Source organism: Pseudomonas sp. MWU13-2517, assembly GCF_023242545.1.
Classification (GTDB): Bacteria; Pseudomonadota; Gammaproteobacteria; order Pseudomonadales; family Pseudomonadaceae; genus Aquipseudomonas.
Genome location: NZ_JALMFA010000009.1, coordinates 122,549 through 143,989, shown reverse-complemented (window position 1 = coordinate 143,989; position 21,441 = coordinate 122,549). Strand labels below are relative to the sequence as shown.

22 protein-coding genes and 1 pseudogene are annotated in these 21,441 nt (G+C 62.1%); 13 read left to right on the top strand and 10 right to left on the bottom strand.

Features of this window, described 5'->3' with window-relative positions:
* Nucleotides 1-13: 13 nt before the first annotated feature.
* Both M5B97_RS15010 and M5B97_RS15005 read right to left on the bottom strand, forming a co-directional pair.
* Nucleotides 14-997 (bottom strand): fimbrial protein, encoded by a 984-nt coding sequence (locus M5B97_RS15010; RefSeq protein WP_248731897.1) that lies wholly within the window; start codon nucleotides 995-997, stop codon nucleotides 14-16.
* Between the two features lie 23 nt (nucleotides 998-1,020).
* Nucleotides 1,021-1,701: a molecular chaperone gene (locus M5B97_RS15005; protein WP_248731896.1), complete on the bottom strand. Its 681-nt coding sequence runs from the start codon at nucleotides 1,699-1,701 to the stop codon at nucleotides 1,021-1,023.
* Between the two features lie 201 nt (nucleotides 1,702-1,902).
* On the opposite strand from M5B97_RS15005, the gene M5B97_RS15000 reads away from it, so the two are divergent.
* From M5B97_RS15000 to M5B97_RS14970, 7 genes are all read left to right on the top strand, one after another.
* On the top strand, nucleotides 1,903-2,424 hold the full coding sequence (locus tag M5B97_RS15000; protein WP_123716925.1) for a chemotaxis protein CheY: 522 nt from the start codon (nucleotides 1,903-1,905) through the stop codon (nucleotides 2,422-2,424).
* 175 nt (nucleotides 2,425-2,599) lie between these two features.
* Nucleotides 2,600-3,277, top strand: coding sequence for an ATP-binding cassette domain-containing protein (locus tag M5B97_RS14995; protein ID WP_248731895.1), 678 nt, complete (start codon nucleotides 2,600-2,602; stop codon nucleotides 3,275-3,277).
* Complete coding sequence (gene fetB / locus M5B97_RS14990; RefSeq protein ID WP_123716927.1) at nucleotides 3,274-4,065, top strand: iron export ABC transporter permease subunit FetB; 792 nt, start codon at nucleotides 3,274-3,276, stop codon at nucleotides 4,063-4,065. The genes M5B97_RS14995 and fetB overlap by 4 nt, the downstream gene beginning before the upstream one ends.
* A 119-nt stretch (nucleotides 4,066-4,184) precedes the next feature.
* Complete coding sequence (locus tag M5B97_RS14985; protein WP_248731894.1) at nucleotides 4,185-4,817, top strand: glutathione S-transferase; 633 nt, start codon at nucleotides 4,185-4,187, stop codon at nucleotides 4,815-4,817.
* An 18-nt stretch (nucleotides 4,818-4,835) separates the two neighbouring features.
* On the top strand, nucleotides 4,836-5,756 hold the full coding sequence (locus M5B97_RS14980) for a LysR family transcriptional regulator (RefSeq protein WP_248731893.1): 921 nt from the start codon (nucleotides 4,836-4,838) through the stop codon (nucleotides 5,754-5,756).
* Nucleotides 5,756-6,640, top strand: a complete 885-nt coding sequence (locus M5B97_RS14975) for a LysR substrate-binding domain-containing protein (protein ID WP_248731892.1) — start codon at nucleotides 5,756-5,758, stop codon at nucleotides 6,638-6,640. The genes M5B97_RS14980 and M5B97_RS14975 overlap by 1 nt, the downstream gene beginning before the upstream one ends.
* Nucleotides 6,641-6,719: 79 nt before the next feature.
* Complete coding sequence (locus tag M5B97_RS14970) at nucleotides 6,720-7,646, top strand: pyridoxamine 5'-phosphate oxidase family protein (protein WP_248731891.1); 927 nt, start codon at nucleotides 6,720-6,722, stop codon at nucleotides 7,644-7,646.
* Nucleotides 7,647-7,725: 79 nt separating this feature from the next.
* Here M5B97_RS14970 and M5B97_RS14965 read toward each other — a convergent pair whose 3' ends face one another.
* On the bottom strand, nucleotides 7,726-9,213 hold the full coding sequence (locus M5B97_RS14965; RefSeq protein WP_134656702.1) for an aldehyde dehydrogenase family protein: 1,488 nt from the start codon (nucleotides 9,211-9,213) through the stop codon (nucleotides 7,726-7,728).
* Between the two features lie 236 nt (nucleotides 9,214-9,449).
* Between M5B97_RS14965 and M5B97_RS14960 the strand changes: the two genes are divergently transcribed.
* Together M5B97_RS14960 and M5B97_RS14955 are read left to right on the top strand one after the other, a co-directional pair.
* Nucleotides 9,450-10,619 carry a p-hydroxyphenylacetate 3-hydroxylase oxygenase component gene (locus M5B97_RS14960; protein WP_248731890.1) on the top strand — a complete coding sequence of 390 codons (1,170 nt, stop codon included), beginning with the start codon at nucleotides 9,450-9,452 and terminating at the stop codon, nucleotides 10,617-10,619.
* 57 nt (nucleotides 10,620-10,676) lie between these two features.
* Nucleotides 10,677-11,150 (top strand): annotated as a pseudogene (locus tag M5B97_RS14955) (flavin reductase family protein); the annotation flags it as partial.
* A 38-nt stretch (nucleotides 11,151-11,188) separates the two neighbouring features.
* Here M5B97_RS14955 and M5B97_RS14950 read toward each other — a convergent pair.
* The gene (locus tag M5B97_RS14950) at nucleotides 11,189-12,511 is read right to left on the bottom strand and encodes an alginate export family protein (RefSeq protein ID WP_248731889.1); all 1,323 of its coding nucleotides are present in this window, start codon (nucleotides 12,509-12,511) and stop codon (nucleotides 11,189-11,191) included.
* Nucleotides 12,512-12,729: 218 nt separating this feature from the next.
* On the opposite strand from M5B97_RS14950, the gene M5B97_RS14945 reads away from it, so the two are divergent.
* The 3 genes from M5B97_RS14945 to feaR all read left to right on the top strand — a co-directional run bounded on the left by M5B97_RS14945 (nucleotide 12,730) and on the right by feaR (nucleotide 15,803).
* Complete coding sequence (locus tag M5B97_RS14945) at nucleotides 12,730-14,229, top strand: APC family permease (RefSeq protein ID WP_134656697.1); 1,500 nt, start codon at nucleotides 12,730-12,732, stop codon at nucleotides 14,227-14,229.
* Nucleotides 14,195-14,758 (top strand): DUF3156 family protein, encoded by a 564-nt coding sequence (locus M5B97_RS14940; protein WP_248731888.1) that lies wholly within the window; start codon nucleotides 14,195-14,197, stop codon nucleotides 14,756-14,758. Before M5B97_RS14945 ends, M5B97_RS14940 begins: the two co-directional genes overlap by 35 nt.
* 112 nt (nucleotides 14,759-14,870) lie before the next feature.
* The gene (feaR, locus tag M5B97_RS14935; protein ID WP_134656695.1) at nucleotides 14,871-15,803 is read left to right on the top strand and encodes a transcriptional regulator FeaR; all 933 of its coding nucleotides are present in this window, start codon (nucleotides 14,871-14,873) and stop codon (nucleotides 15,801-15,803) included.
* A 101-nt stretch (nucleotides 15,804-15,904) separates the two neighbouring features.
* On the opposite strand, the gene M5B97_RS14930 is transcribed toward feaR, so the two are convergent.
* From M5B97_RS14930 to M5B97_RS14910, 5 genes are read right to left on the bottom strand one after another with little or no spacing between them, the layout of a single operon-like run.
* Entirely contained in the window at nucleotides 15,905-16,657 is a 753-nt protein-coding gene (locus tag M5B97_RS14930; protein ID WP_248731887.1) for an SDR family oxidoreductase, read from the bottom strand.
* Nucleotides 16,650-17,450 carry an SDR family oxidoreductase gene (locus M5B97_RS14925; protein ID WP_248731886.1) on the bottom strand — a complete coding sequence of 267 codons (801 nt, stop codon included), beginning with the start codon at nucleotides 17,448-17,450 and terminating at the stop codon, nucleotides 16,650-16,652. The genes M5B97_RS14930 and M5B97_RS14925 overlap by 8 nt, the downstream gene beginning before the upstream one ends.
* Nucleotides 17,443-18,264 (bottom strand): molybdenum cofactor biosynthesis F family protein, encoded by an 822-nt coding sequence (locus M5B97_RS14920; protein ID WP_123716942.1) that lies wholly within the window; start codon nucleotides 18,262-18,264, stop codon nucleotides 17,443-17,445. The genes M5B97_RS14925 and M5B97_RS14920 overlap by 8 nt, the downstream gene beginning before the upstream one ends.
* A gap of 12 nt (nucleotides 18,265-18,276) precedes the next feature.
* On the bottom strand, nucleotides 18,277-18,642 hold the full coding sequence (locus M5B97_RS14915; RefSeq protein ID WP_134656691.1) for a cupin domain-containing protein: 366 nt from the start codon (nucleotides 18,640-18,642) through the stop codon (nucleotides 18,277-18,279).
* A 28-nt stretch (nucleotides 18,643-18,670) separates the two neighbouring features.
* A complete protein-coding gene (locus M5B97_RS14910; protein ID WP_134656690.1) occupies nucleotides 18,671-19,969 on the bottom strand; it encodes an FAD-binding oxidoreductase in 1,299 nt (432 codons plus the stop codon).
* Nucleotides 19,970-20,176: 207 nt separating this feature from the next.
* On the opposite strand from M5B97_RS14910, the gene hpaR reads away from it, so the two are divergent.
* On the top strand, nucleotides 20,177-20,599 hold the full coding sequence (gene hpaR, locus M5B97_RS14905) for a homoprotocatechuate degradation operon regulator HpaR (protein WP_123716945.1): 423 nt from the start codon (nucleotides 20,177-20,179) through the stop codon (nucleotides 20,597-20,599).
* A gap of 27 nt (nucleotides 20,600-20,626) precedes the next feature.
* Here hpaR and hpaI read toward each other — a convergent pair whose 3' ends face one another.
* Entirely contained in the window at nucleotides 20,627-21,427 is an 801-nt protein-coding gene (gene hpaI, locus M5B97_RS14900) for a 4-hydroxy-2-oxoheptanedioate aldolase (protein ID WP_123716946.1), read from the bottom strand.
* Nucleotides 21,428-21,441: the final 14 nt, after the last annotated feature.

Here is a 21,441-nt window from a genome sequence, read left to right as displayed (position 1 = left end):
TTAAAGTCGCCAGCTACTTGTAAAACATGTCGACCACTACGGCCGCCTCGAAAGCCCCGGGAATCGGCAGGGTGCGCCAGTTCAGGTCCGCGCGGAAATCGTTGCGCGCCTGGCCGGAGCCCATCAGCGTCTGCAAAGTGAACCATTCATTGAACGGCAGGCGCTGATCGCTTTCGGCACGGGATAACGCGATGCCCACCGAGCTGTTGTTGGCTGGCACCAGCAAGCCATTGATCACACTGCCGCCGCCCGGGGTGGTGGCGAAGCGCGCATTGACGGTGTAGGGCGTGTCGCAGGCTTTGCGCAGACTCAGGTTGAAATTTGCACTGCTGGCCACGGCGCCGACCTGCGCCGTACGTGAAGGCGTGGGGAAATTGACCACGCTGGGGGTGATGGTGAGTTCGGGCGCACAGGGCACGAAACGGATGTCGTTCATACCGGTGACGATGTAATTGAGGTTGCTGTTGGGATTGGTGTTAAGCCCACGTACACCGTCCAGTTGAAATACACGGTATTGGGTCAGGGTGCTGGCTTGGCCGTTGGGCGGCGTCTTGCCATATTTCTCAATGAATACACTGAAGTTCAGGGTAAAGCGTGCCTTGTCCCAACCTTTGCAGTTGGACCAGGTGCAGCCATGGTCCGAGAAGAAACCGGTACCGACCTTGCCCGTGCTTTGGGTGATCGGCACGTTGTTGTAGCGGATGCCCACGCGGATGCCCTGGCCGATGCTGACATTGGCCGGGTTGACGTAGAAATACACCTCTTCGCGGCCATGGTTCCGGTCGTCCTTGCACAGCACATTAGTGGAGCGCGGGCCCGACTCCCAGATGATCGTGCCATCCGGCGCGTCGGCCGCGACCGCCAGCGAAGTGCCAAGAGGGTTGATGTCTACGTACGCACCGCTGCCATCTTCCACGCAGCTCAGCGCATAGCTGGTGGCGGGCAGCGCAGCGCAGCCGCAGAGCAATAAAGGGACAACACGTTTGATGAGTGACATAGGTGCCAATACCCCGCGATGGATCAGTTGAGCGCCGCGCGATGGCGCGCCTGCAAACCGATATCGTTGATTTCGGTGAAGTGGAGGGTGGTGCCTTTGGGCAACGCGCCCGGCGTGGTCAGGGTCTTGCTTTCGTGGGGCTTGAGCAGCAGATAGTCGCTGAGCGCCTGGGTGTCGGTGTGCACATTGACCAGCGACAGGTGGAACGCGCTGGGGTTACTCACGGTGATGCTCTGTCCGTCGTGGCGCCATACCAACTGCTGCACCGCTTCGCTCGAGCCGCCTTCAAGCATGGGTGGTCGGTAGTACAGCTTGAGGCGTTGGCGTATCGCGAATTGCACGCTGTTGGGATCTTCCGGCTTGAGCGGGACTTCCATGACGTTGAGCCAGAACAACGATTCACGATCGGTGGGCAAACCGGCCCCCGCGTACAGAATTCGCAGCCGGTGATGCTCCCCGGGACCGAGTTTGACCAGCGGCTCGGTGGCGGCAAACGGCACGTCGCGGTTGGCGGTTTCGTCCTCGGCGGTGATCCAGGTTTGCACCACCACATCCCGTGACGCCTGATTGACCACGCTGATGCCGGCCGCCTTGTCCTGGCCGAAATAGATCAGGCGCGTACCTTCGATTTTCAGCGCGGCGCGGGCGGGCGGCGCGAGGGCCAGCAACATGCCGGCGATCAGCAGCATTCGCAAAAGTGACATCAACACAGTGAGTTCCATGGGGCGTTTGTGGACGGCGGCCATGGTAGAGACCAGGCGAGGGCAGGGCTTTGAGGCGATTCTTAAAAGTGCGCCCTGACCACCGTTCACCGTTTCAGGATTGCCTTAAAGTCATCCCCGGCCACTGACCGTTACCGTGTTCACCGTTGATCAACGTTGATGCCCAACTGTCAGGTTTACCCTATGTCTAACAAAGCGCTGCGCCTTCTGATTGCCGATGCCGACCTGCTGCAACGGATCAAGCTCGAGAAAATGCTGAATCAACTGGGTTATTACCGTATTGCTCCCATCAGTTCATTCGAAGAACTGCAGGGGCTGACACGTTCGGTGGGGGTGGCGTTCGACCTGTTGATCATCAACACGGCACTGGTGCATTCGCGCCAGGTCAACCTGCTCAAGTACTGCCACGACAACCCGTTGATCCGCCACACCCTGATCTATGACGGGCAGTGTGCATTGAGTTCAATGGTGTCGGTGTCAGTGAGCCAGACCCTGCACTTGTCACTGTCGCAATCGCCCGATTTCAACTCGTTGCGCCGCTGCATGGAAATCGTCGACCCGGCATACAGTCCGCCAGTGGTTGAGCGACCCGTGTTGCGAGCGGTGGACACGCGAACGCTGCATGCGCCGATCAGCCTGCGCGCGAACGGTGTGGGCGACCCCGCCGTGGTGGCCTGTGCGGTGGGGTTATCGCCCAAGCGGTGATGCACCTTCAAGGGCTGCCCGGCAGCCTGGCGCAAGCAAGCTCGCTCGCCAGGGTAAGCCTGTGTTCCTATGTGTATCTGCACGGTGCCGAGGATTATTTTTAAAAAAACTTCATGAATTCTTCGCGCGCGTACCTCACCATTGCGCCAACAGGATCAAGAGGAACACCGTGTCCATGAGCGCACTGATAGAAACCCGCGCCCTCACGCGCCAGGACGAACGTCGCCAGGCGACCTTGCTGCAACCCACCGATTTCATGTTGAACCGCGCCGACCGCGTGTCGATCACCGGCTCCTCAGGCTCCGGCAAAAGCGTGTTCCTGCGCGCGCTGGCGCTGCTGGACGCAGCCACCAGCGGGCAGATCCTGTGGAATGGCCAACCGATTGCCAACACGCAGATTCCCCATTACCGCAGCCATATCAGCTACCTGTCCCAGCGCCCGGCGTTGATCGAAGGTACCGTGGAGGACAATTTGCGCTTCCCGTTCAGCCTCAAAACCCTGCGCAAGCGCCGCTTCGATCTGCACGCCGTGACCCAGTTGCTGGGACATGCCGGTAAGCAACCGGACTTCCTGGCCAAGAACGCCGGCGATTTGTCGGGGGGCGAATCCCAGGTGGTGTCGTTGATCCGCACCTTGCAATTGGGCCCCGAAGTGCTGTTGCTGGATGAGCCGACTGCCGCCCTCGACCCTGCTTCGTCCCGCGATGTCGAAGCGCTGATCGATGCCTGGTACACCGCCGACAAGGCCCGCGCCTACATCTGGGTTTCCCACGACCTGGACCAGGCCCGGCGCATGAGCGACCTCCATTTGCAGATGAGCGGCGGTGTTCTGCACGGAGTCGCCCAGCCATGAATTATCAAAATCTCACCGCCGTGGATATGGGCATTGCCGCCTCGCTGATCCTGATCAACGGCGCGTTATCGTTGCTGCTGCGTCTGGGCCTGGAGCGCCAGTTGCTGTGGGCCGCCGTGCGTACGGTGGTGCAGTTGATGGCTATCGGTTATTTGTTGGGCTGGGTGTTCGAGTTTGCCTACTGGTACGTGGTGCTGCCGTTGATGTGCGCGATGACCTTGATCGCCGGGATGTCGGCGGCGGGCCGTGGGCGACGCACTTACCGTGGGCAGCGGGTCGACAGCATTGTGTCGGTATGGGGCAGTTCCTGGCTGGTGACGGCGGTGGGCCTGTTCGCGGTAATCCGCATCCACCCGTGGTATGAGCCGCAGTATGCGATCCCGATTCTCGGCATGATTCTGGGCAATACCCTGACCGGCGTGTCCTTGGGCATTGAGCGCATGACCCAGGAACTCACGTCGGGGCGCAACACCATCGAGATGATCCTGGCCCTGGGCGGCTCACGTTGGGAAGCCGCCCAGGAGGCGATCCGCCAGGCCGTGCGAGCCGGGATGATCCCCACGCTGAACCAGATGACGGTGGTCGGGATTGTCAGCCTGCCCGGCATGATGACCGGCCAAGTGCTGGCGGGGGAGAGCCCGCTGGATGCCGTGCGTTACCAGATCGTGATCATGTTTTTGATCGCGGCATCATCGGCGTTGGGCACGGTGGGGGCGGTGCTGCTCACCTACCGGCGGTTGTTTTCCGTCAGCCATCGGTTTTTGCGCGACCGTCTGGAGGAGCGCTGAGAGCCCTAGGGGATTGTTCCACCCGGTGAAATGCTGGATTGTAAATCCTGGTGATTCCAACGATTCGGATCGTGGTGGAACATGGCGGGCGTCTAAACCCCAACCTTTGGAGCCTCTCAATGTCCCAGCCTGCGATTAAACTGTATGGTTTCCCGTTGTCCGGTCATTCCCATCGGGTCGAGCTGATGTTGTCCCTGCTAGGCCTGCCGACGGAGTTCATCCTGGTGGACCTCAAGCAGGGCGCGCACAAAACGGCGGCTTATCTCGCTGAGGTCAACAGCTTCGGGCAAGTCCTGGCGATTGACGACAACGGTGTCGTGTTGGCGGATTCCAATGCGATCCTGGTGTATCTCGCGGCCACCTACGGCAAAGGCCAATGGCTGCCGGGCGACCCTGTCGGGCAGGCGCGCGTACAGCGCTGGCTGTCGGCCGCCGCCGGCCAATTGCATGTCGGGCCTGCGTCGGCGCGCCTGGCCGTGGTGTTTGGCGCCGAGATCGACACCGTCAATGCCATCGCCCGTTCCCACGCCTTGCTGAAACTGGTGGAGCAGCAGCTCAACCAGACGCGTTTTCTCGTCGGCGAACAACCGACCATCGCCGATATCGCGTTTTACTCCTACGTGGCCCACGCGCCGGAAGGCAATGTGTCGCTGGCCGACTACCCTCATGTGCGGGCCTGGCTCGCCAGTATCGAGGCGTTGCCGGGTTTTGTCGGCATGCCCCGCACGGCGGCGGGTTTGCAAACCCAATAACGTCCGGAAGGGGCGCCGATGGATCGATTTCATGAAATGCAGGTGTTCCTGGCGGTGGCCGAGGAGGAGGGTTTTGCCGCTGCCGCCCGCCGCCTGAAAACCTCCCCGCCCAGCGTGACCCGGGCTATCGCCGCGATGGAAGCGCGCATCGGCACCCAGTTGCTTTCGCGCACCACGCGCAGCTTGCATCTGACCGAGGCCGGCCAGCGTTACCTGGAGGACTGTCGACGCATACTGGCCGAACTCGATGAAGCCGAGGAAGCGGCGGCGGGGAGTTACTCCATCCCGTGCGGACACCTGACGGTGACGGCGCCGGTGCTGTTTGGCGAACGGTATGTGGCGCCGATCCTAGGCGATTACCTGGACCGTTTCCCCTTGGTGACGGTTAACGCGTTGCTGGTCGACCGCGTGGTCAACCTGCCCGACGAGGGCGTCGATGTGGCGGTGCGTATCGGTCATCTGCACGAGCCGGGGCAACAGGCGGTTAAAGTCGGCGAGGTGCGCCGAGTAGTGTGTGCGGCGCCGGCCTTTCTCGATCAACAGGGGCGACCCGGGCACCCAGCGCAATTGCGGGAATTCAAGATTGCCACGTCGTCCGCCAGCCAACGGGTGAACGAGTGGACGTTTGTCGAAGCGGGCCGGCCGCTGACGGTACCTATCGAACCGCGGCTGGTGGTGAGCGCGAACAATGCGGCGATCAATCTGGCCCGGTTGGGCTGGGGTTTGACGCGGGTGCTGTCCTATCAAGTCGCGGCGGCGGTGGCGGCGGGTGAGTTGGAAATTGTGTTGGAGGCATTCGAACCGGCACCGTTGCCGATTCAAGTGGTGTTCCAGAAAAGCGCGCGGGTGCCGGCCAAGGTCAGCACCTTCGTGGACTTCCTTTCCCAGCGTCTGGGTCAGGACATTGCCCTGAACCCGACGACGACGCGGCGCGGCTGATGCAGCGTTATCGCGATATGCAACTGTTCGCCGCACTGGCCGGGCAATCGAGCCTGGCGGCGGCGGCGCGTGCTGCTCAGGTGTCCGGCCCGACATTGGTACGGGCGCTGGGACGGCTGGAAGCACACTTGCGCGTGCCGTTGCTGCTGCGCAGTACCCTGGGTGTCAGCTTGACCGATGCGGGCCACGCGTACCTGGCCGATTGCGTGCGCTTGCTGGCCGCCGTGGAGGCCGCCGAAGCATCGGCCAAGGGGCTGCATGTGCAGGCCGAGGGCAATCTGCGGGTTTTCTTGCCGTTACTGTTCAGCCGCTATGTGATGGCGCCGGTCTTGGCCAGTTACATGGAGCGTTATCCCGGCGTGCGCCTGGAGGCGCACTACCACGACTATCTTGTGAACCTGCATGAAGAGGGCGTGGACGTGGCGATACTGATGGGCAAGTTGCCTGATTCGTCGCTGATCGCGCGGCCGGTGGGGCAGGTGCGACCTATCCTCTGCGCCAGCCCCGAGTACCTCGCGGCCCACGGCGAGCCCGGGCATCCGGCTGACCTCAAGCAACATCAGCTGATCGCCAACGCCGACCCGCTGTATTGGGAGTTTCAGGATTATTTGCTCAAGGCCCGTGCGCGCTTGGTCTGTTCTACAGTGCAAGGCGCGATCAATGCGGCCGTCGGCGGCGCGGGGCTGATCCGCTGCCTGAGTTACCCGGTGCATGATTACCTGCTTAAGGGGCAATTGTGCCGGGTGTTGCCCGCCTATGAGCGGCCGGCGTTGCCCGTGCAGGTGGTGTATCGCGAAGGGCGCCATGCCTCACTGCGCGTGCGCAGTTTTGTCGACCACTGCGTAGCGGCGCTGCGTGAGCATCCGGCATTTCAGTTGGCGTAATAGTGGATTGCCGGGCGTGGTTATTCTCGCGCCGGTGGGCAGGGTGCAGTATCGGGGCATTCATTATGAGGTGCTCGCCATGAACTCCATCGAACAAACACCCTGGCATGCCGGCGAACGGCACCTGCAAGCGCTGGCTGGCGTGGCCGCCCGCATGGCCGTGGTCGGGCCCAAGGTGATTCGCGATCACCTGCCGGAACAGCACCGCAATTTCTACCCCTTGCTGCCTTATCTGATGCTGGGCGTGGTCGACGGGCAAGGTATCCCCTGGGCGACGATGATTGAAGGGGCACCGGGATTTGCCCACTCGCCGGACCCACAGACTTTACAGATCGACAGCCTGCCGTCTCCGGGCGACCCGGCCCGCCATGCCCTGCGAGACGGCGCATCGGTGGGCCTGCTGGGTATCGACCTCAATACCCGCCGCCGCAACCGCATGAACGGCCGGGTCGGGGCGCTCGATCACGAGGGTTTCTCGGTCGACGTGGTGCACACATTCGGCAACTGCCCCAAGTACATCCAACTGCGACCGGTTGATTGCGTCGTGCGCAAACCCGGCACGTTGGCCGAGCATTTCGACAGCCTGGATGACGCGGCACAAACAATGATCCGCAATGCCGACACCTTCTTTGTCGCGAGTTACGTCGAGGTGGACGACCAACGTTCGGTGGATGTTTCTCATCGAGGCGGTAACCCGGGGTTTGTGCGGGTCGAAGGCAACGTGCTGACCATCCCTGACTTTGCCGGCAACCTGTTTTTCGCCACACTGGGCAACCTGCAGGCGAACCCGGTGGCAGGCCTGTTGTTCATCGACTTTGAGTCGGGGGACGTGCTGCAAGTGACGGGACGGACATCGTTGATCCTCGACGGCCCGCAAGTGGCCCTGTTCGAGGGCGCGCAGCGGCTGTGGACGGTCACCGTGGAACATGGGGTGCGGCGTCCGGCGGCGTTGGCATTGAGATGGCGGTTTGCAGAATTTTCGCCCGAGGTGAGCGGGCACCGGTAGGGAGCGGGCCGGCCCCGCGCCCGCCCCCCCTGGTCACTGGGTATGTTTTCAACCGACGCCATGCATGACGGCAAGCCCGTCAATACCGCAGCATCACCGATTTGAGCGTTGTGTAATCCTCGATAAACGCACTGCCGAACTCGCGGCCGAGCCCCGAAGAACGATTGCCGCCAAACGGTACCGCCGGGTCAAGCAAGGTGTGCATGTTCACCCACACAGTGCCCGCATTGACCGCCGGGATCATGCGCAGCGCTTTGCCGAGGTCGTTGGTCCACAGGCTGGCGCTCAACCCGAAAGGGCTGTTGTTCATCAGGGCGAGCAGTTCGTCTTCGCTGTCGTAGGGCAGGAAGGTGGCGATGGGGCCGAAGGTCTCTTCGTTGAGCAGGGTGTCGTTGATGCCGTTGGCCAGGATCACCGTAGGTTCGACATAGCAGCCGGGGCGGTCGAGGAGAGTACCGCCGTGGATGATTGTGTTGTTCTCGGCGCGGGCCTGGGTGAAGTAGCCGAGCAGTTTGAGCTGGTGCTGGCGGTGGGTCACCGGGCCAAATTCGGTGCGTTCGTCCAGGGGCGAGCCGATGGTCAGGCGGCTCAGGCGTCGGCTGAGCTTTTCCAGTACGGCGTCGATCTGCGAGCGATGCACGAAGAAGCGTTCAGCTGCCGCGCAGATTTGTCCGGAATGCAGAAAGCCTGCCTCGATGATGCCTTCTACCGCTTTGTCTACATCCATGTCAGGCAGGAACCCAGCGGCGTTTTTGCCGCCCAGTTCCAGGGTCGCACGGGTCAAGCCGGCCCCCATGGCGCTGCGGCCCACGGCGATGCCGGTGGGCACCGAACCGGTGAACGACACCTTGTGGGTGCCGGGGTGCTCTACCAGGCCCTTGCCGACGTGGCCGCTCCCCGTCAGCACGTTGAGCACGCCCGCCGGCAACCCGGCTTCGATAGCCAGCTCGGCGATGCGCAGCAGGGTCAATGGTGTGAACTCGCTGGGTTTGATGATGATGCTGCAGCCGGTCACCAGCGCCGAAGCGAGTTTCCAGATGGCGATCATGGTCGAGAAGTTCCATGGCACGATGCCCACCACCACACCCACCGGCTCGCGCAGGGTGAAGGCGGTGTAGCGCTCGCCATTGAAGGAAGGCAGCGATGGCGTAATCGTCTGGCCGCTGATCTTGGTGGCCCAACCGGCGTAATAACGCAGGAAGTGCGCGGCCTGGTCGACCTCAAAGGCGCGGGCAATCTGGATGATCTTGCCTGACTGGCAGGTTTCGATCTGCGCCAGCTCTTCACGATTCTGTTCCAGCAGGTCGGCGAGTTTCAGCAACACATTGCCACGCGTCGCCGGTGCGGTCTGTGACCACAGCGCAAAGCCGCGGTTGGCGGAGCTGACTGCGGCGTCGATATCCGCAAGGTTCGCATCGGCAACTTCGGCGATGACCTGGCCGGTGGCAGGGTTGGTCACGGCCAGCGTCTGGTCGGCGTGGCTCGGCACGTTGATGCCATCGATGAACAGCCCATGGCGGCGATGCAAAAAGGCTTCGACTTGAGGCAGCAGCGGGATATCGCTCATGGCAGGTTTCCTGGCAGTTCACTGAGAAAAGCCGAGGGTAACCAAGGAATATCGAGGTGGCTTGACTGTGCCTGCCAGGGTTCATGCCTGTGCCTGCCGAGCCTGTGAAAAGTACAACCTTGCCTGTGGAACGTGCATTTTCCGCCTGGGCCGAGCGGTCGATACTGGCCCTGCATCCGGCGTCGTTCCTCGATCCGGAGCGTGTGCCGGACTTCCAATAATAAGCAGGGCCATCCATGAAAAAGCCAAACCCGCTGCTTGAAGACCTCAAGCCTCTCCTGTCTACCATCGCCGCGAATGCCGCACGCGCTGAGCAACTGCGGCAGGTGCCGGATGAAAATATCGCCTTGCTCAAAAGCATCGGCCTGCACCGTGCTTTTCAGCCCAAGGCCTTTGGCGGCCTGGAACTCTCGCTGCCCGAGTTCACCGAGTGCATCGCCTTGCTCGCCGGCAGTTGCGCCAGCACCGCTTGGGCCATGAGCTTGCTGTGCACCCACAGTCACCAACTGGCGCTGTTCTCGGCGAAGTTGCAGCAGGAGATCTGGGGCGAGAACCCGGACGCCACGGCCAGCAGCAGTATCGCGCCGTTCGGGCAGGTGACGGAGGGTGAGGGCGGCGTGTATTTCAGCGGTGAGATGGGCTGGAGCAGTGGCTGTGACCATAGCGAGTGGGCGATTGTCGGCTGCCGCCGCCAGAACGCCGAAGGCAGCCAGGATTACTGCTTCGCGGTACTGCCGCGCAGCGACTACCAGATCCGTGATGACTGGCACGCCGCCGGTATGAAAGGCAGCGGCACCAAGACCTTGCTCATCGACAACGCCTGGGTGCCCGAGCACCGTATCCAAAAGGCCAAGGACATGATGGAAGGCAAATCCGCAGGTTTTGGCCTCTACCCCGACAGTCAGATTTTCTACGCGCCGTATCGGCCATACTTCGCCAGTGGTTTTTCCACCGTCAGCCTCGGCGTAGCCGAGCGCATGCTGGAAGTGTTCCGTGAAAAAACCAGACATCGCGTGCGCGCCTACACCGGTGCCGCCGTAGGCGCCGCAACCCCGGCGTTGATGCGCCTGGCCGAATCCACGCACCAGGTGGCCGCTGCCCGCGCCTTCCTTGAAAAAACCTGGCAGGACCACGCCGAACATAGCGCAGCGCAACGCTATCCCAGCCGCGAAACCCTGGCGTTCTGGCGCACCAACCAGGCCTATGCGACCAAAATGTGCATCGAGGCAGTCGATCGCCTGTTCGCCGCAGCAGGCGGTAATGCCTGGTTCGAGCACAACGAAATGCAGCGCCTGTTCCGCGACTCCCATATGACCGGTGCCCATGCCTATACCGATTACGATGTCTGCGCGCAAATCCTGGGCCGCGAGCTGATGGGGCTTGAGCCGGACCCGAGCATGGTGTGACGCGTTCTTTCCTAATAACAATCAGGGCGCGCCCACGGGGCCGCCCGGGAGTCTTGCATGTCTGATAGCCGCCTTTTCGACCCACGGGCCTTTCGCCGCGCCTTGGGCAACTTCGCCACGGGTGTGACCGTGGTCACCGCCGCCACCGCCTCCGGGCGCAAGGTCGGCGTGACTGCCAACAGTTTCAATTCGGTGTCCCTCGACCCGCCGCTGGTGCTCTGGAGCATCGACAAACGTTCCAATAGCCATGAAGTGTTCGAGGAAGCCAGCCACTTTGCGGTGAACGTGCTGGCGGCTGACCAGGTGCATCTGTCCAATAACTTTGCGCGCCCGCGCGAGGACCGTTTTGCCCTGATCGAGTACGAGCCCGGGGAAGGCGGCTCGCCGGTGTTCGCTGATTGCTGCGCACGTTTCCACTGTGAGAAATACCAGCAGGTGGACGGCGGCGACCACTGGATCATGATCGGCAAGGTGGTGGCCTTCGACGACTTCGGCCGTGCGCCGCTGGTCTATCATCAAGGTGCCTACGCAGAGGTGCGGGCGCTGCATCCGTGTGCGCCCGAGGTGGTTCAGAAGGGTACGGCAACCACTAACTGACTGTAGACATTGGTACCGTTGCCACCAACCTGGTTGCCGCCGGTCTCTGCCGCCTTGTCGGGTTTGTACAGGCCCAGCAGTGGGGTGATGATCAGGTGCTCGTTCACTGCCCACTCGGCGTACAGGTCCAGCTCGCGGCCATCCAGGTTGAGTTGGCCGCGGGTGCTGACGGTGCTGTAGTCGAAAAACAGTGCGCCGAGGGTGACGTTGTCCAGCGGCTTGACCTTGAGCGCCACGTGTTGCACTGCCGTATTGGTGTTGTACGGCCCGGAATAGTTGCCTGCTACTTCGCCCTGCACCCAGGTGCCGTAGCCACGGTTGAAGCCCGAGAACATACCGTCCCAGTTTTTCGAGTAACGTGCGTAGCGGTACGTCAGGTCGGGTGACCACGGCAGGTTGGTGAAGGTATAGCCGGCTTCGGCGTAGCCGGCGTTTTGCTGACTGTCGCGGCGGTCCTGGCGGGCCAGTTCAAAGGCGAAGTGTGCATTGTCGATGCCGGCATTGCCGGTGCCGCGCAGGCTGTACAGGTTCATGCCTTTGCGTTGGCGTTGTACCTCGCTGGCGAAGCGCTCATCCACATCGATGCCGTGAAGATAGGTGAGCCCCAGGGTGCCCGGCGCGGTGCTGTATTCCAGGGTGCCTGCGGCCATTTCGGTCATGGCCTGGGCGGGGTTGTCGGACTTGATCCACATCAGGCTGCCATGCACGCCATCCTTGCCGCCCAGGCGGATCACCGCGGTTTTGTCGAAGGCATGTCGCGCCGCAATGTAGTAGGCGCCGCCTCGGTTGAATTCACCATCACCCACGCCCTTGCCCAGGTTGGGCCCGTCGTCGTTGACGATAAAACCGTCGCCCAGGGTGATGATCTGTCGGCCGAATGACAGGTCCACGCCGTCTTTGCCCAAGGCTGTGAACAGGTCGCCGGAGCGCCAACCGGCAAAGGCTTCGTCAAACTTGGTGGTGCGTTCCTTGCCGGTGGTGACCCCGGATGCATCGCCGTCGCCCCAGGTCCCGGAACTCACCAGGTTGGCGGTGCCATACATGCCGCCAAAGCTGCCCAGGCTCTGGTCCACGCTCAGGCCATACTTGATGAAGGCCTCACGCCAGGTGGAACCCCCGCTGCGTCCATCGTAGTTCTTCGGGCTGTTGAACATGCCGTACACGGCAAGGAAATTGCCTGTGACCTTGGTGTCGGCGTCGGCGTACAACTCGATGGCGCAGGCTTTGCCCGCCAGCAGGCTGATACCCAGCACGACCGCCTGGCGCAGGCGACGATTCTTCAGTGTGTGCTCCATTATTATTGCCCTTATGCTTGGTTGAGAGTGAGGGCGCATTAGGGGGAGCGGCGAGTAGCCAAGTCTTTCCTCTGCGTGCCAGGGAATTGACCCAGGCCGCCAGCCGGCACGTTGTGGCAGGGAGCAACAAAACCAGCGGCACACAGGGGCAAGACGAGCAACTCGGGTGGGGCGCAGAGTGCCGATACATTAAAAAAAACCTTTTCGAGGGCCCCACCATGTCGAGCAACGACCTACTCACCGCACACCTCAATCGGGGTACGGTAGGTTTCCCCACCGCGTTGGCCAGCACCATCGGCCTGATCATGGCAAGCCCTGTGATACTCACCGCCACCATGGGCTTCGGCATCGGCGGCAGTGCGTTTGCCCTGGCGATGCTGATCGCCGTGGTGATGATGCTGGCCCAGGCGAGCACCTTCGCCGAAGCCGCCTCCCTGCTGCCCACCACGGGTTCGGTGTACGACTACATCAACTGCGGCATGGGGCGTTTTTTTGCGATCACCGGGACCTTGTCGGCCTACCTGATCGTGCATGTGTTTGCCGGCACCGCCGAAACCATCCTCTCAGGGGTCATGGCCCTGGTGAACTTCGAACACCTCAATACCCTGGCCGAATCCGCCGGCGGTTCGTGGTTGCTCGGCGTGGGCTTCGTGGTGGTCTTCGGCGTGCTGAATGCCTTTGGCGTCAGCGCGTTCGGCCGTGCGGAAATCATCCTGACCTTTGGCATGTGGACCACCCTGATGGTGTTCGGCGTGCTCGGCCTGATCGCCGCGCCGGCGGTGCAGTTGGATGGCTGGTTCGGTGCGTCGCTGGTGGGCACCGACCTGATCACTGTGCTGTCGCTGGTGGGTCTGGCGATGTTCATGTTCGTCGGCTGCGAGTTCGTCACGCCGTTGGCGCCGGACCTGCGCCAATCGGCCAAGGTGATGCCGCGCGCGATGATGCTCGGGTTGTCAGGCGTGGCCATGTGCATGTTCATTTATGGCGCGGCGATGAAGCGCCAGGTAGAAAACGTAGTGTTGGATGCCGCGTCCGGTGTGCACCTGCTGGACACGCCGATGGCGATCCCCAAATTTGCCGAGCAGGTGATGGGACACGTCGGCCCTCTGTGGCTGGGCATCGGCTTTCTGTTTGCCGGGGCGGCGACCATCAACACCCTGATGGCCGGTGTGCCTCGCATTCTCTACGGCATGGCAGTGGACGGCGCACTGCCCAGGGTCTTTACCTACCTGCATCCGCGTTTCAAGACGCCGCTGCTGTGCATCCTCGTGGCAATGCTGATCCCTTGCCTGCACGCGCTTTACCTGGGTGGCAACACCGACAACATCATGCACCTGGTGCTGGCGGCGGTGTGTGCGTGGAGCTTTGCCTACCTGCTGGTGACGGTGTCGGTGGTGATCCTGCGCATCCGTCGCCCGGATTTGCCCCGGGCCTACCGCTCGCCATGGTTTCCGCTGCCGCAGATCGTATCGAGTTTCGGCATCCTGTTGGGCATGTGGTTTATCACACCGCCAGGCATGCACCCGGCCGATATCTATGTGCCGTTCGGCGTGATGCTCGGCGTGACCGCGGCGTATGCATTGTTCTGGACCCTGGTGGTGCAGAAGGTCAATCCCTTCAAACCGGCCTCCGTGGAGGAGGTACTGGCCAAGGAATTCAGCAACGAACCGGGGCATCTGCGTGATGGTTATAGCGACTTTGCGGCAAAAACTGTTTGAGCTGTTACGCGCCGACCGCCCCCCGACAGGGTATCGGCCAGGAGTCACCCTGGCGCATTTGCGGCGCAATCTCGGGCTGGCGACACTCCAAGTGAATGGCTTTGCGTTTGAGATCGTCGAGCGCACCGAGTCGCAGCTGTTGATGCACCTGGTCATGACCGAATTTCTTCTACAGGTACCTGCTTCGGCAGGAGGCACGGGGCGTTTCGAGGTGCACCATGGCGGCGCGATCCGGCGCAATGGCATTCGCGTACGATGCCGCTCCGGTAATCCGGCGCTGGGCCGTGAATTGCAGGCGCGGTTGCAGGCCGACGACGTGCTTTTACAGGCCCTGATGCCACTGGATTTCAAGCGCTTGCGGTTTGAGCTGCAAGACCGGCAATGGAGCGTACGGCTGGAGCATATGGGCGGCAGTGAAGTGGTTAATCGAATGCCGGCGTTTCGTCGTTATATCGCCTTGAGCCCTGTGCAGCGCGAACATTTACTCGCGACGTTGGCCGGGTTGCAACGCGTGTTATCGACGCTCTGATTGGCATCAATAGTGCTTCTGCAATGGCAAACAGGTAGTTGTTGCGTGCATATAGATAACATGTTAACTATTGCGCCAGAACAACAAAAAGAAGCCATTGCGGAGATACCCCATGAGCATCCCACAGCATGCACACAACGGGCTCGACAGCTGGAATAGCGAACTGCGCGCCGCGTGCGGTCACTTCGATACCGAACTGGCCTTCAACCGCTCGTTGTTCATCGGCGAGATCCACAACCTCCCGCGCGGCCTGGCCATCCTGCGCACCAATGCCGGGCTGATCAAGCGTGCGTCGCACCATGCCGACCATGACGACGACCAGGCGTGTTTCCTGATCAGCCAGCGCAGCGGTTACTCGCAGATCGTACAGAACGGCCAGACTCTGCAACTGGCCCCCGGCGAGATGCTGCTGATGGACTCGGTAGGCTCCATCGAAATCACCCCCTTCGGCCTGATTGAACATGCCTCGCTGTCCCTCGCACGCGCCGAGGTGTGCAAGCACGTGGGCGGTGAAGCCCGCGCCTTCGGCAAGATATCCTCGACCAAGGCCTGTGGGCGCATGCTGCACGTGCTGATGGACCAACTGTGCAAGGACGACACCGAAGATGGCGCAGGTGAGGTCGAGGCGCTGCAAGCGGCGTTCGTCTCACTGCTGGGCTCGGCCCTGGAGCAGGGCGATAAGTGCTGCGAAGGCGTGGCGGCGCTGCAGGGCAATAACCTGCGTAGCTATGTGCAGAAGGTGATTGATGAGTCACTCAGCCAGCCGGGCCTGAGCCCGATCGGCCTGGCCAACCGGCTCAACATTTCAGTGCGCCAGCTTTACCGGTTGTTTGAAGAGCAGGACGACAGCGTCTGCCGTTATATCCAGCGGGCGCGGCTCATGCGCAGCGCGGATGACTTGACCAACCCGTTCCTGCGCAGTGAGTCGATCACCTCGATTGCCTACAAGTGGGGCTTTACCGATTCGGCCCACTTCAGCCGGTCGTTCAAGAAGCAGTTCGAGGTGTCGCCGAAGGATTTCCGGTCGAGCCGGTTGCAGGCTTGATGTGGGAGGGCGCCTGCTCCCGATGAGGCTGGGTCAGTTGATACATCTGTAGCTGACCCATCGCTATCGGGAGCGAGCCCCTCCCTCATTTGAATCGGGTTTCAGATTTCAGGCAGGGTAGACCCGCCGTCTACCACCAGGGTTTGTCCGGTGATGTAACTGGCCAGGTCCGATGCGAGAAACAGCATGGCCCCCGCGATATCCGCCGCCGCGCCCAACCGCCCCAGGGGCACGCGGCTGGCGATGCTGTCGGTCAGCGAGGCGTCACCCAGATTGCCCATCGCCGGGGTGGCGATCACGCCGGGCTCCACGCCGTTGATCCGCACATTCAGCGGCGCCAGCTCCAGCGCCGCATTGCGGATAAACCCGTTGACCCCGGCCTTGGATGCCGCGTAATGACTCAGCCCTGGGTAGCCGACCCGGTTGCCGGTGACGGACGACGTTACCAGCACGCAGCCCTGGCCTTGTGCGCGGAACATCGGCAACGCCGCCTGGGTCAGCCAGAACAGCGCCGACAGGTTGACCGCCAAAGTGCGCTGCAGCAGCGCCGGGGTGATGTCTTGCAAAGCGGTCAATGGAAAATACCCCGCGTTGTGCACCACGGTATCCAGCCGAGGCAGTCCTTTGACGCAATCGAATACCGCCTCGGCCTCTGCCAGGTCCACACCCAGCGCTTCGACGTAATAACCCTGCGCGCACAACGCTGCAGCTACTGCCTGGGCCTGCGCCAACAGGCGGTCGGCAATCACCACCCGTGCGCCACGCTGGGCAAATGCCTCGACGATGCCGCGCCCGATGCCTTGGGCACCGCCGGTGACCAACACCACGCGCCCACTGAATTGCAGGTCATTCATGGTGGGTCTCCAGGTGTGCGAAGGCCAGAGTGGGGACGTCCACGATGCTTGAACCACCGTCGGCCACCACTGTGGCGCCGGTCATGATCGAGGCATCGCCGGATGCCAGGAAGCGGCACACCTTGGCGATCTCTTCTGGCTGGGCGGCACGCCGCAAAGGCACGTCGGCGCACACGCGCGCATAGGCCTGCGGCAAGGTCTCGCCATAAGCGTCCATCAACGGCAGCATCTCCGCATCGGCCATGGGCGTGTGAACCCAGCCCGGGCACACCGCGTTCACCCGTACACCGTGTGGCCCGTAATCGCGCGCAAGGGAGCGGTTCAGCCCGAGTAACGCATGTTTGGCCGTGGTGTAGCCGCACACTTCAGGCCCCGCTGCCAGCGAGGCGATGGAACCGATCAGTACGATGTTGCCCGCACTTGCCTGCAGCAGCGGCAAACAGGCGCGGGCACTGTAGAACGCGCTGTCGAGATTGCTGCGCAGGGCGTCTGCCCAGGTGGCGGGACTGGTGTGGGTCGCGCTGCCGAGGCCATGGCCACCGGCACAGGCCAGCAGCACATCGAGGCGGCCGTAATGTTCACGGATCTGGCGGATAAAGCCGTCCCAGGTGTCCGGGCAGGCAGCGTCGCCCACCAGGATCAGCCCACCGGTTTCGCGCGCCACCTGCTCCAGCGGCTCCCGACGCCGGCCGACCAGCACCAGACGCGCGTCTTCCTCGGCATACATCCGTGCGCATGCGGCACCGATACCGGTGCCGGCCCCGGTGATCAGCACCGTGCGCCGCTCAGTCACGAGGGTACTCCGTGCGGTTGAGCACCTGGCAGTACGAGCTGATCGGGAAGTTCGACAGCGCATCGAACGACGCCCCGGCATAGCCGAAGATCTTGCCGTCGCTGCGGTGCTGTTGCAGGTCAATCAGCACCAGGCCGAGGGTGGGCACGATCTTCTCCTGCCATACAAACAGGTACAACTGCTCGGCGATTTTGTAGTAATGGCAACGGTCGGTGTCGCACAAGCCCTGTTCCACGCCTTTGAGGCATTGCCACGCGTAGAAGCGCTGGTTGAGGTAGATATGCTCGTAGACCTCGCTGGGGCTGTAGCGATACTGATTGCGCAGGCCCACCAGTTCGTCGGTGGGGGCGTGCAGGCAATGGCCGTCCTGCCAGGGACGGTCGAGGCTGCCGTGAAGGAAGTCAACCTGCACCGAGGTCAGCGGCTTGCCGGCCAGGGCCCGATGGTAAAGGCCCTCGTGGGTCTCCTGTTGGCTTGGCAGGTTGCCGATCACGGCAGTGAATGACGCTGCCGGTACATCCAGCACCAGGCTGATCGACCAGCTTTGCCCGGCTTCGTGCTTGATGAAGTCCACCAGGTACAGCCCTGGGCGGATCGAGGTGGCCCGATAAGGCGCGCTGCCGCTGGAGTGGCCATCGGCGGCGTGCCAGGCCAGGCGCTCCTGCTCGAAACGGTGCTCGATCTGCCAGCCATTGGCGAAGTGCAGGGTGAACGTCTGGCCGGCCAGCTCGGCCAGGTTCGGCAGGATAAAAGCTTGCGGGGCGAAACCGTCGGCCAGGGCGCCCACGGTGATCCAATCCGGAGAATTCGTCATGACAACGCTTCCTTACGCGACGGCGAAGTAGTGTTTGACGAAACTTTCACTGACCACTTCCCACAACACCGGCGTGCCCTTGGTCACGAACCAGCTGTCACCGGCTTTGTAGCGTGCGGACTGGCCGGTGGATTCATCGGTCAGCACCACTTCGCCAGTCACGATGGTGGCTTGTTCGGCGAACGGGTAGACCATGCGGAACTTGCCTTGGGTCGTGCCGAAATAGGCGCTGCTGACGGGGTCGGTGGGCGCGCCAAACGTCATCTTGCCGAAGGCGCGCACTTCGCCTTCGAGAATCTGCGAGCCGAGGTCGGCCACGGTGCCCCAGGCGTCGAGTTCCGACAGCTGGACGTTGTGCTTGAGGGTGATAAGCGTCATGGCAGTTGCTCCTGATGAGTAAAGGGGATTAGCGGCGCCCGTTCCAGTAACCGGACAGTTGGTGCCAGGATTTGCCCGCCGTCAGCAGCAACGGGCGGATGGCGTCCTTGCCGATAATGGTCGGGCGATGAATGGAGCTGACCAGGTCATAGCGCGCCGAGCCTTCGCTCATGCCTTCGGCCAGGACCTTGCAGATGATGTGGCTGGGGGTCACGCCAAAGCCTGAGTAGCCCTGCACGAAAAACGCATTGCTGCGGCCCGGCAGGGTGCCGATCTGCGGGAACAGATTGGGGCTGCACGCCATCGGGCCGCCCCAGGCCAGGTCGATCTTTACGTCTTTGAGGTAGGGGAAAATCTTCAGCATCAGGTGGCGGTTCCAGGCCTTGAGGTCGCCGGGAATATGCTCCACCAGAGGCGTCGCGGCGCCGAACAGCAGGCGGTTCTCGTTGGTCACGCGGTAGTAATCGATCACCGGGCGAATGTCGCTGTAGGCTCCGCGAATCGGGCTGATGCGCTGGATCAGCTCTTCGGACAACGGCTCGGTCATCATCTGGAACGCGTAGGTGTTGATGGTCGAGCGGTGCAGCTCCGGTTCGAGTTTGTTGAGGAAGCTGTCGCAGGCCCACAACAACTTGCTGGCGCGCACCGAGCCGCGCCCGGTACGCACGGTGATGCGCTCGCCGTAACTGACTTCCAGCGCGGGGCTGTTCTCGAAAATCCGTACGCCGTGGCTGGCCAGGGCGGTGGCTTCGCCCAGCAGCAGGTTCAGCGAGTGCACATGCCCGCCGCCCATGTGCAGTAGGGCGCTGGTATAGGCGTTGGAGCCGATGATCTGCTGCACATCGCTGCCGCCGAGAAAGCGGATTTCGTGCTGGCTGTTGATCGATTTGAAGTCTTTTTCCCAGGCGCGCAGGGTTTTTTCCTGGCGGGCGTTGAAGCCCATGTAGCCGTAGCCGTGGCAGAAGTCTGCATCGATGTTGTACTTGGCGATGCGGTTCTTGATGATGTCGGCGCCCAGGTCGCTGATCTCGAACACCTGGCGCAGGCCGTCCTCGCCGACGTCCTTCTTGATCTTCTCCAAGTCATGGCCGATACCGGCCATGATCTGCCCGCCGTTGCGGCCGGTGCCGCCAAAGCCCAGGTAGCGTGCCTCCAGCACCACAATGTCAGTGATGCCTTTTTCCGCCAGTTCCAGGGCCGTGTTGATGCCGGAAAAACCGCCGCCGATCACCACCACATCGGCTTCGATGTCCTGTTCCAGGGTGGGGAAACTGAGGTTGTATTTCTTGGTGGCGGTGTAATACGTGGGAGTTTCGATGTTGATCATGGCGCAGCCTGAAAAGGTGAAGGAAGGCTCTGAAGCGGATGCCTCCATTAAGGGCCCTGACGGGATGGAAGTCTTGACGCTGCGTGCCCGTGCATTTGATTCAGAGCGCCATGGGCAGTGCGCTCAACAAGTTATAGCGCTCTCACTGGCAGGGAATGCTAGAGTTTCGTTAAATTATTAACTAAATACCTCGTGACCCTGATCCCTATGTCCAAACCTCGCCAGTCCCTGACCTTGACCCTGCTGCAAGCCCGCGAAGCCGCAATGAGTTTCTTCCGCCCGTCGTTGAATGAACACGGCCTGACCGAACAGCAATGGCGGATCATCCGCATCCTTGAACAGTACGGTGAGCTGGAGATTTACCAGTTGGCGGAACTGGCCTGCATCCTCAAGCCGAGCATGACCGGCGTGCTGGTGCGCATGGAAGCCGCCGGCATGGTGCACCGACGTAAAGCCGAGCAGGACCAGCGCCGCGTGTTGGTGACGCTGGCCGACAAGGGCAGGGCGAGTTTCGAGTCGATGAGCCATTGCATGGAAGCCAACTACCAGCGCTTGCAGGATCAGTTGGGCGAAGAGAAGTTCGAGGCCCTGCTGGGCCTGCTGGAAGATTTGAAGAACATCAAGCGCTGAGTCACCGCCAAATCCGAACGTGCGATTTCAGTACACCCCACCAGTGGTTGCAGGCTCTGGACTACCCTTGAACTTCCCTGCCAGGGCCTGCAGCCCGCGCATCAACACCGTGGTATCCACGCCCACTGCCACAAACGTTGCACCCAGTTCGATATAGCGTCGAGCAAGCGTTTCATCGGCACTCAAGATGCCTGCCGCCTTGCCCGACTGCACGATGCGCCGGATGGCGGTTTCTATCGCCGCCTGCACGTCGGGATGCCCGGGATTACCTCGATGTCCCATGGACGCACTCAAATCTGCCGGCCCGATGAACACCCCGTCGACGCCGTCGACCGCTGTTATGGCCTCCAGATTGGCCAAGCCTTCGCGATTTTCAATCTGCACCAGCAGGCACATCTGCTCATCGGCCTGGTCGAGGTATCCGGAAATGCTGTTCCAGCGCGAAGCGCGGGCCAAGGCACTGCCGACGCCACGGATACCCGCAGGTGGATAACGCATGGCGCGCACCAGATCGTGGGCTTGGGCGGCGCTTTCCACCATCGGCACCAACAAGGTCTGGGCGCCGATATCCAGCAGTTGCTTGATCAGCGCGCTGTCGCCGATTACCGGGCGAATCAGCGCCTGGCTGGGGTAGGGCGCCACGGCCTGCAACTGCCCGAGCAGGCCTTGCAAGTCATTGGGTGCATGTTCGCCGTCGATCAACAGCCAGTCGAAACCGGCGTTGGCGGCCAGTTCCGCGCAGTAGGCGTGTGCAAGGCCGAGCCATAGGCCGATCTGTACTTCGCCGTTGAGCAAGCGTTGTTTGAAGCGGTTGACGGGCATGTCCATGGCAATCCTCCAGG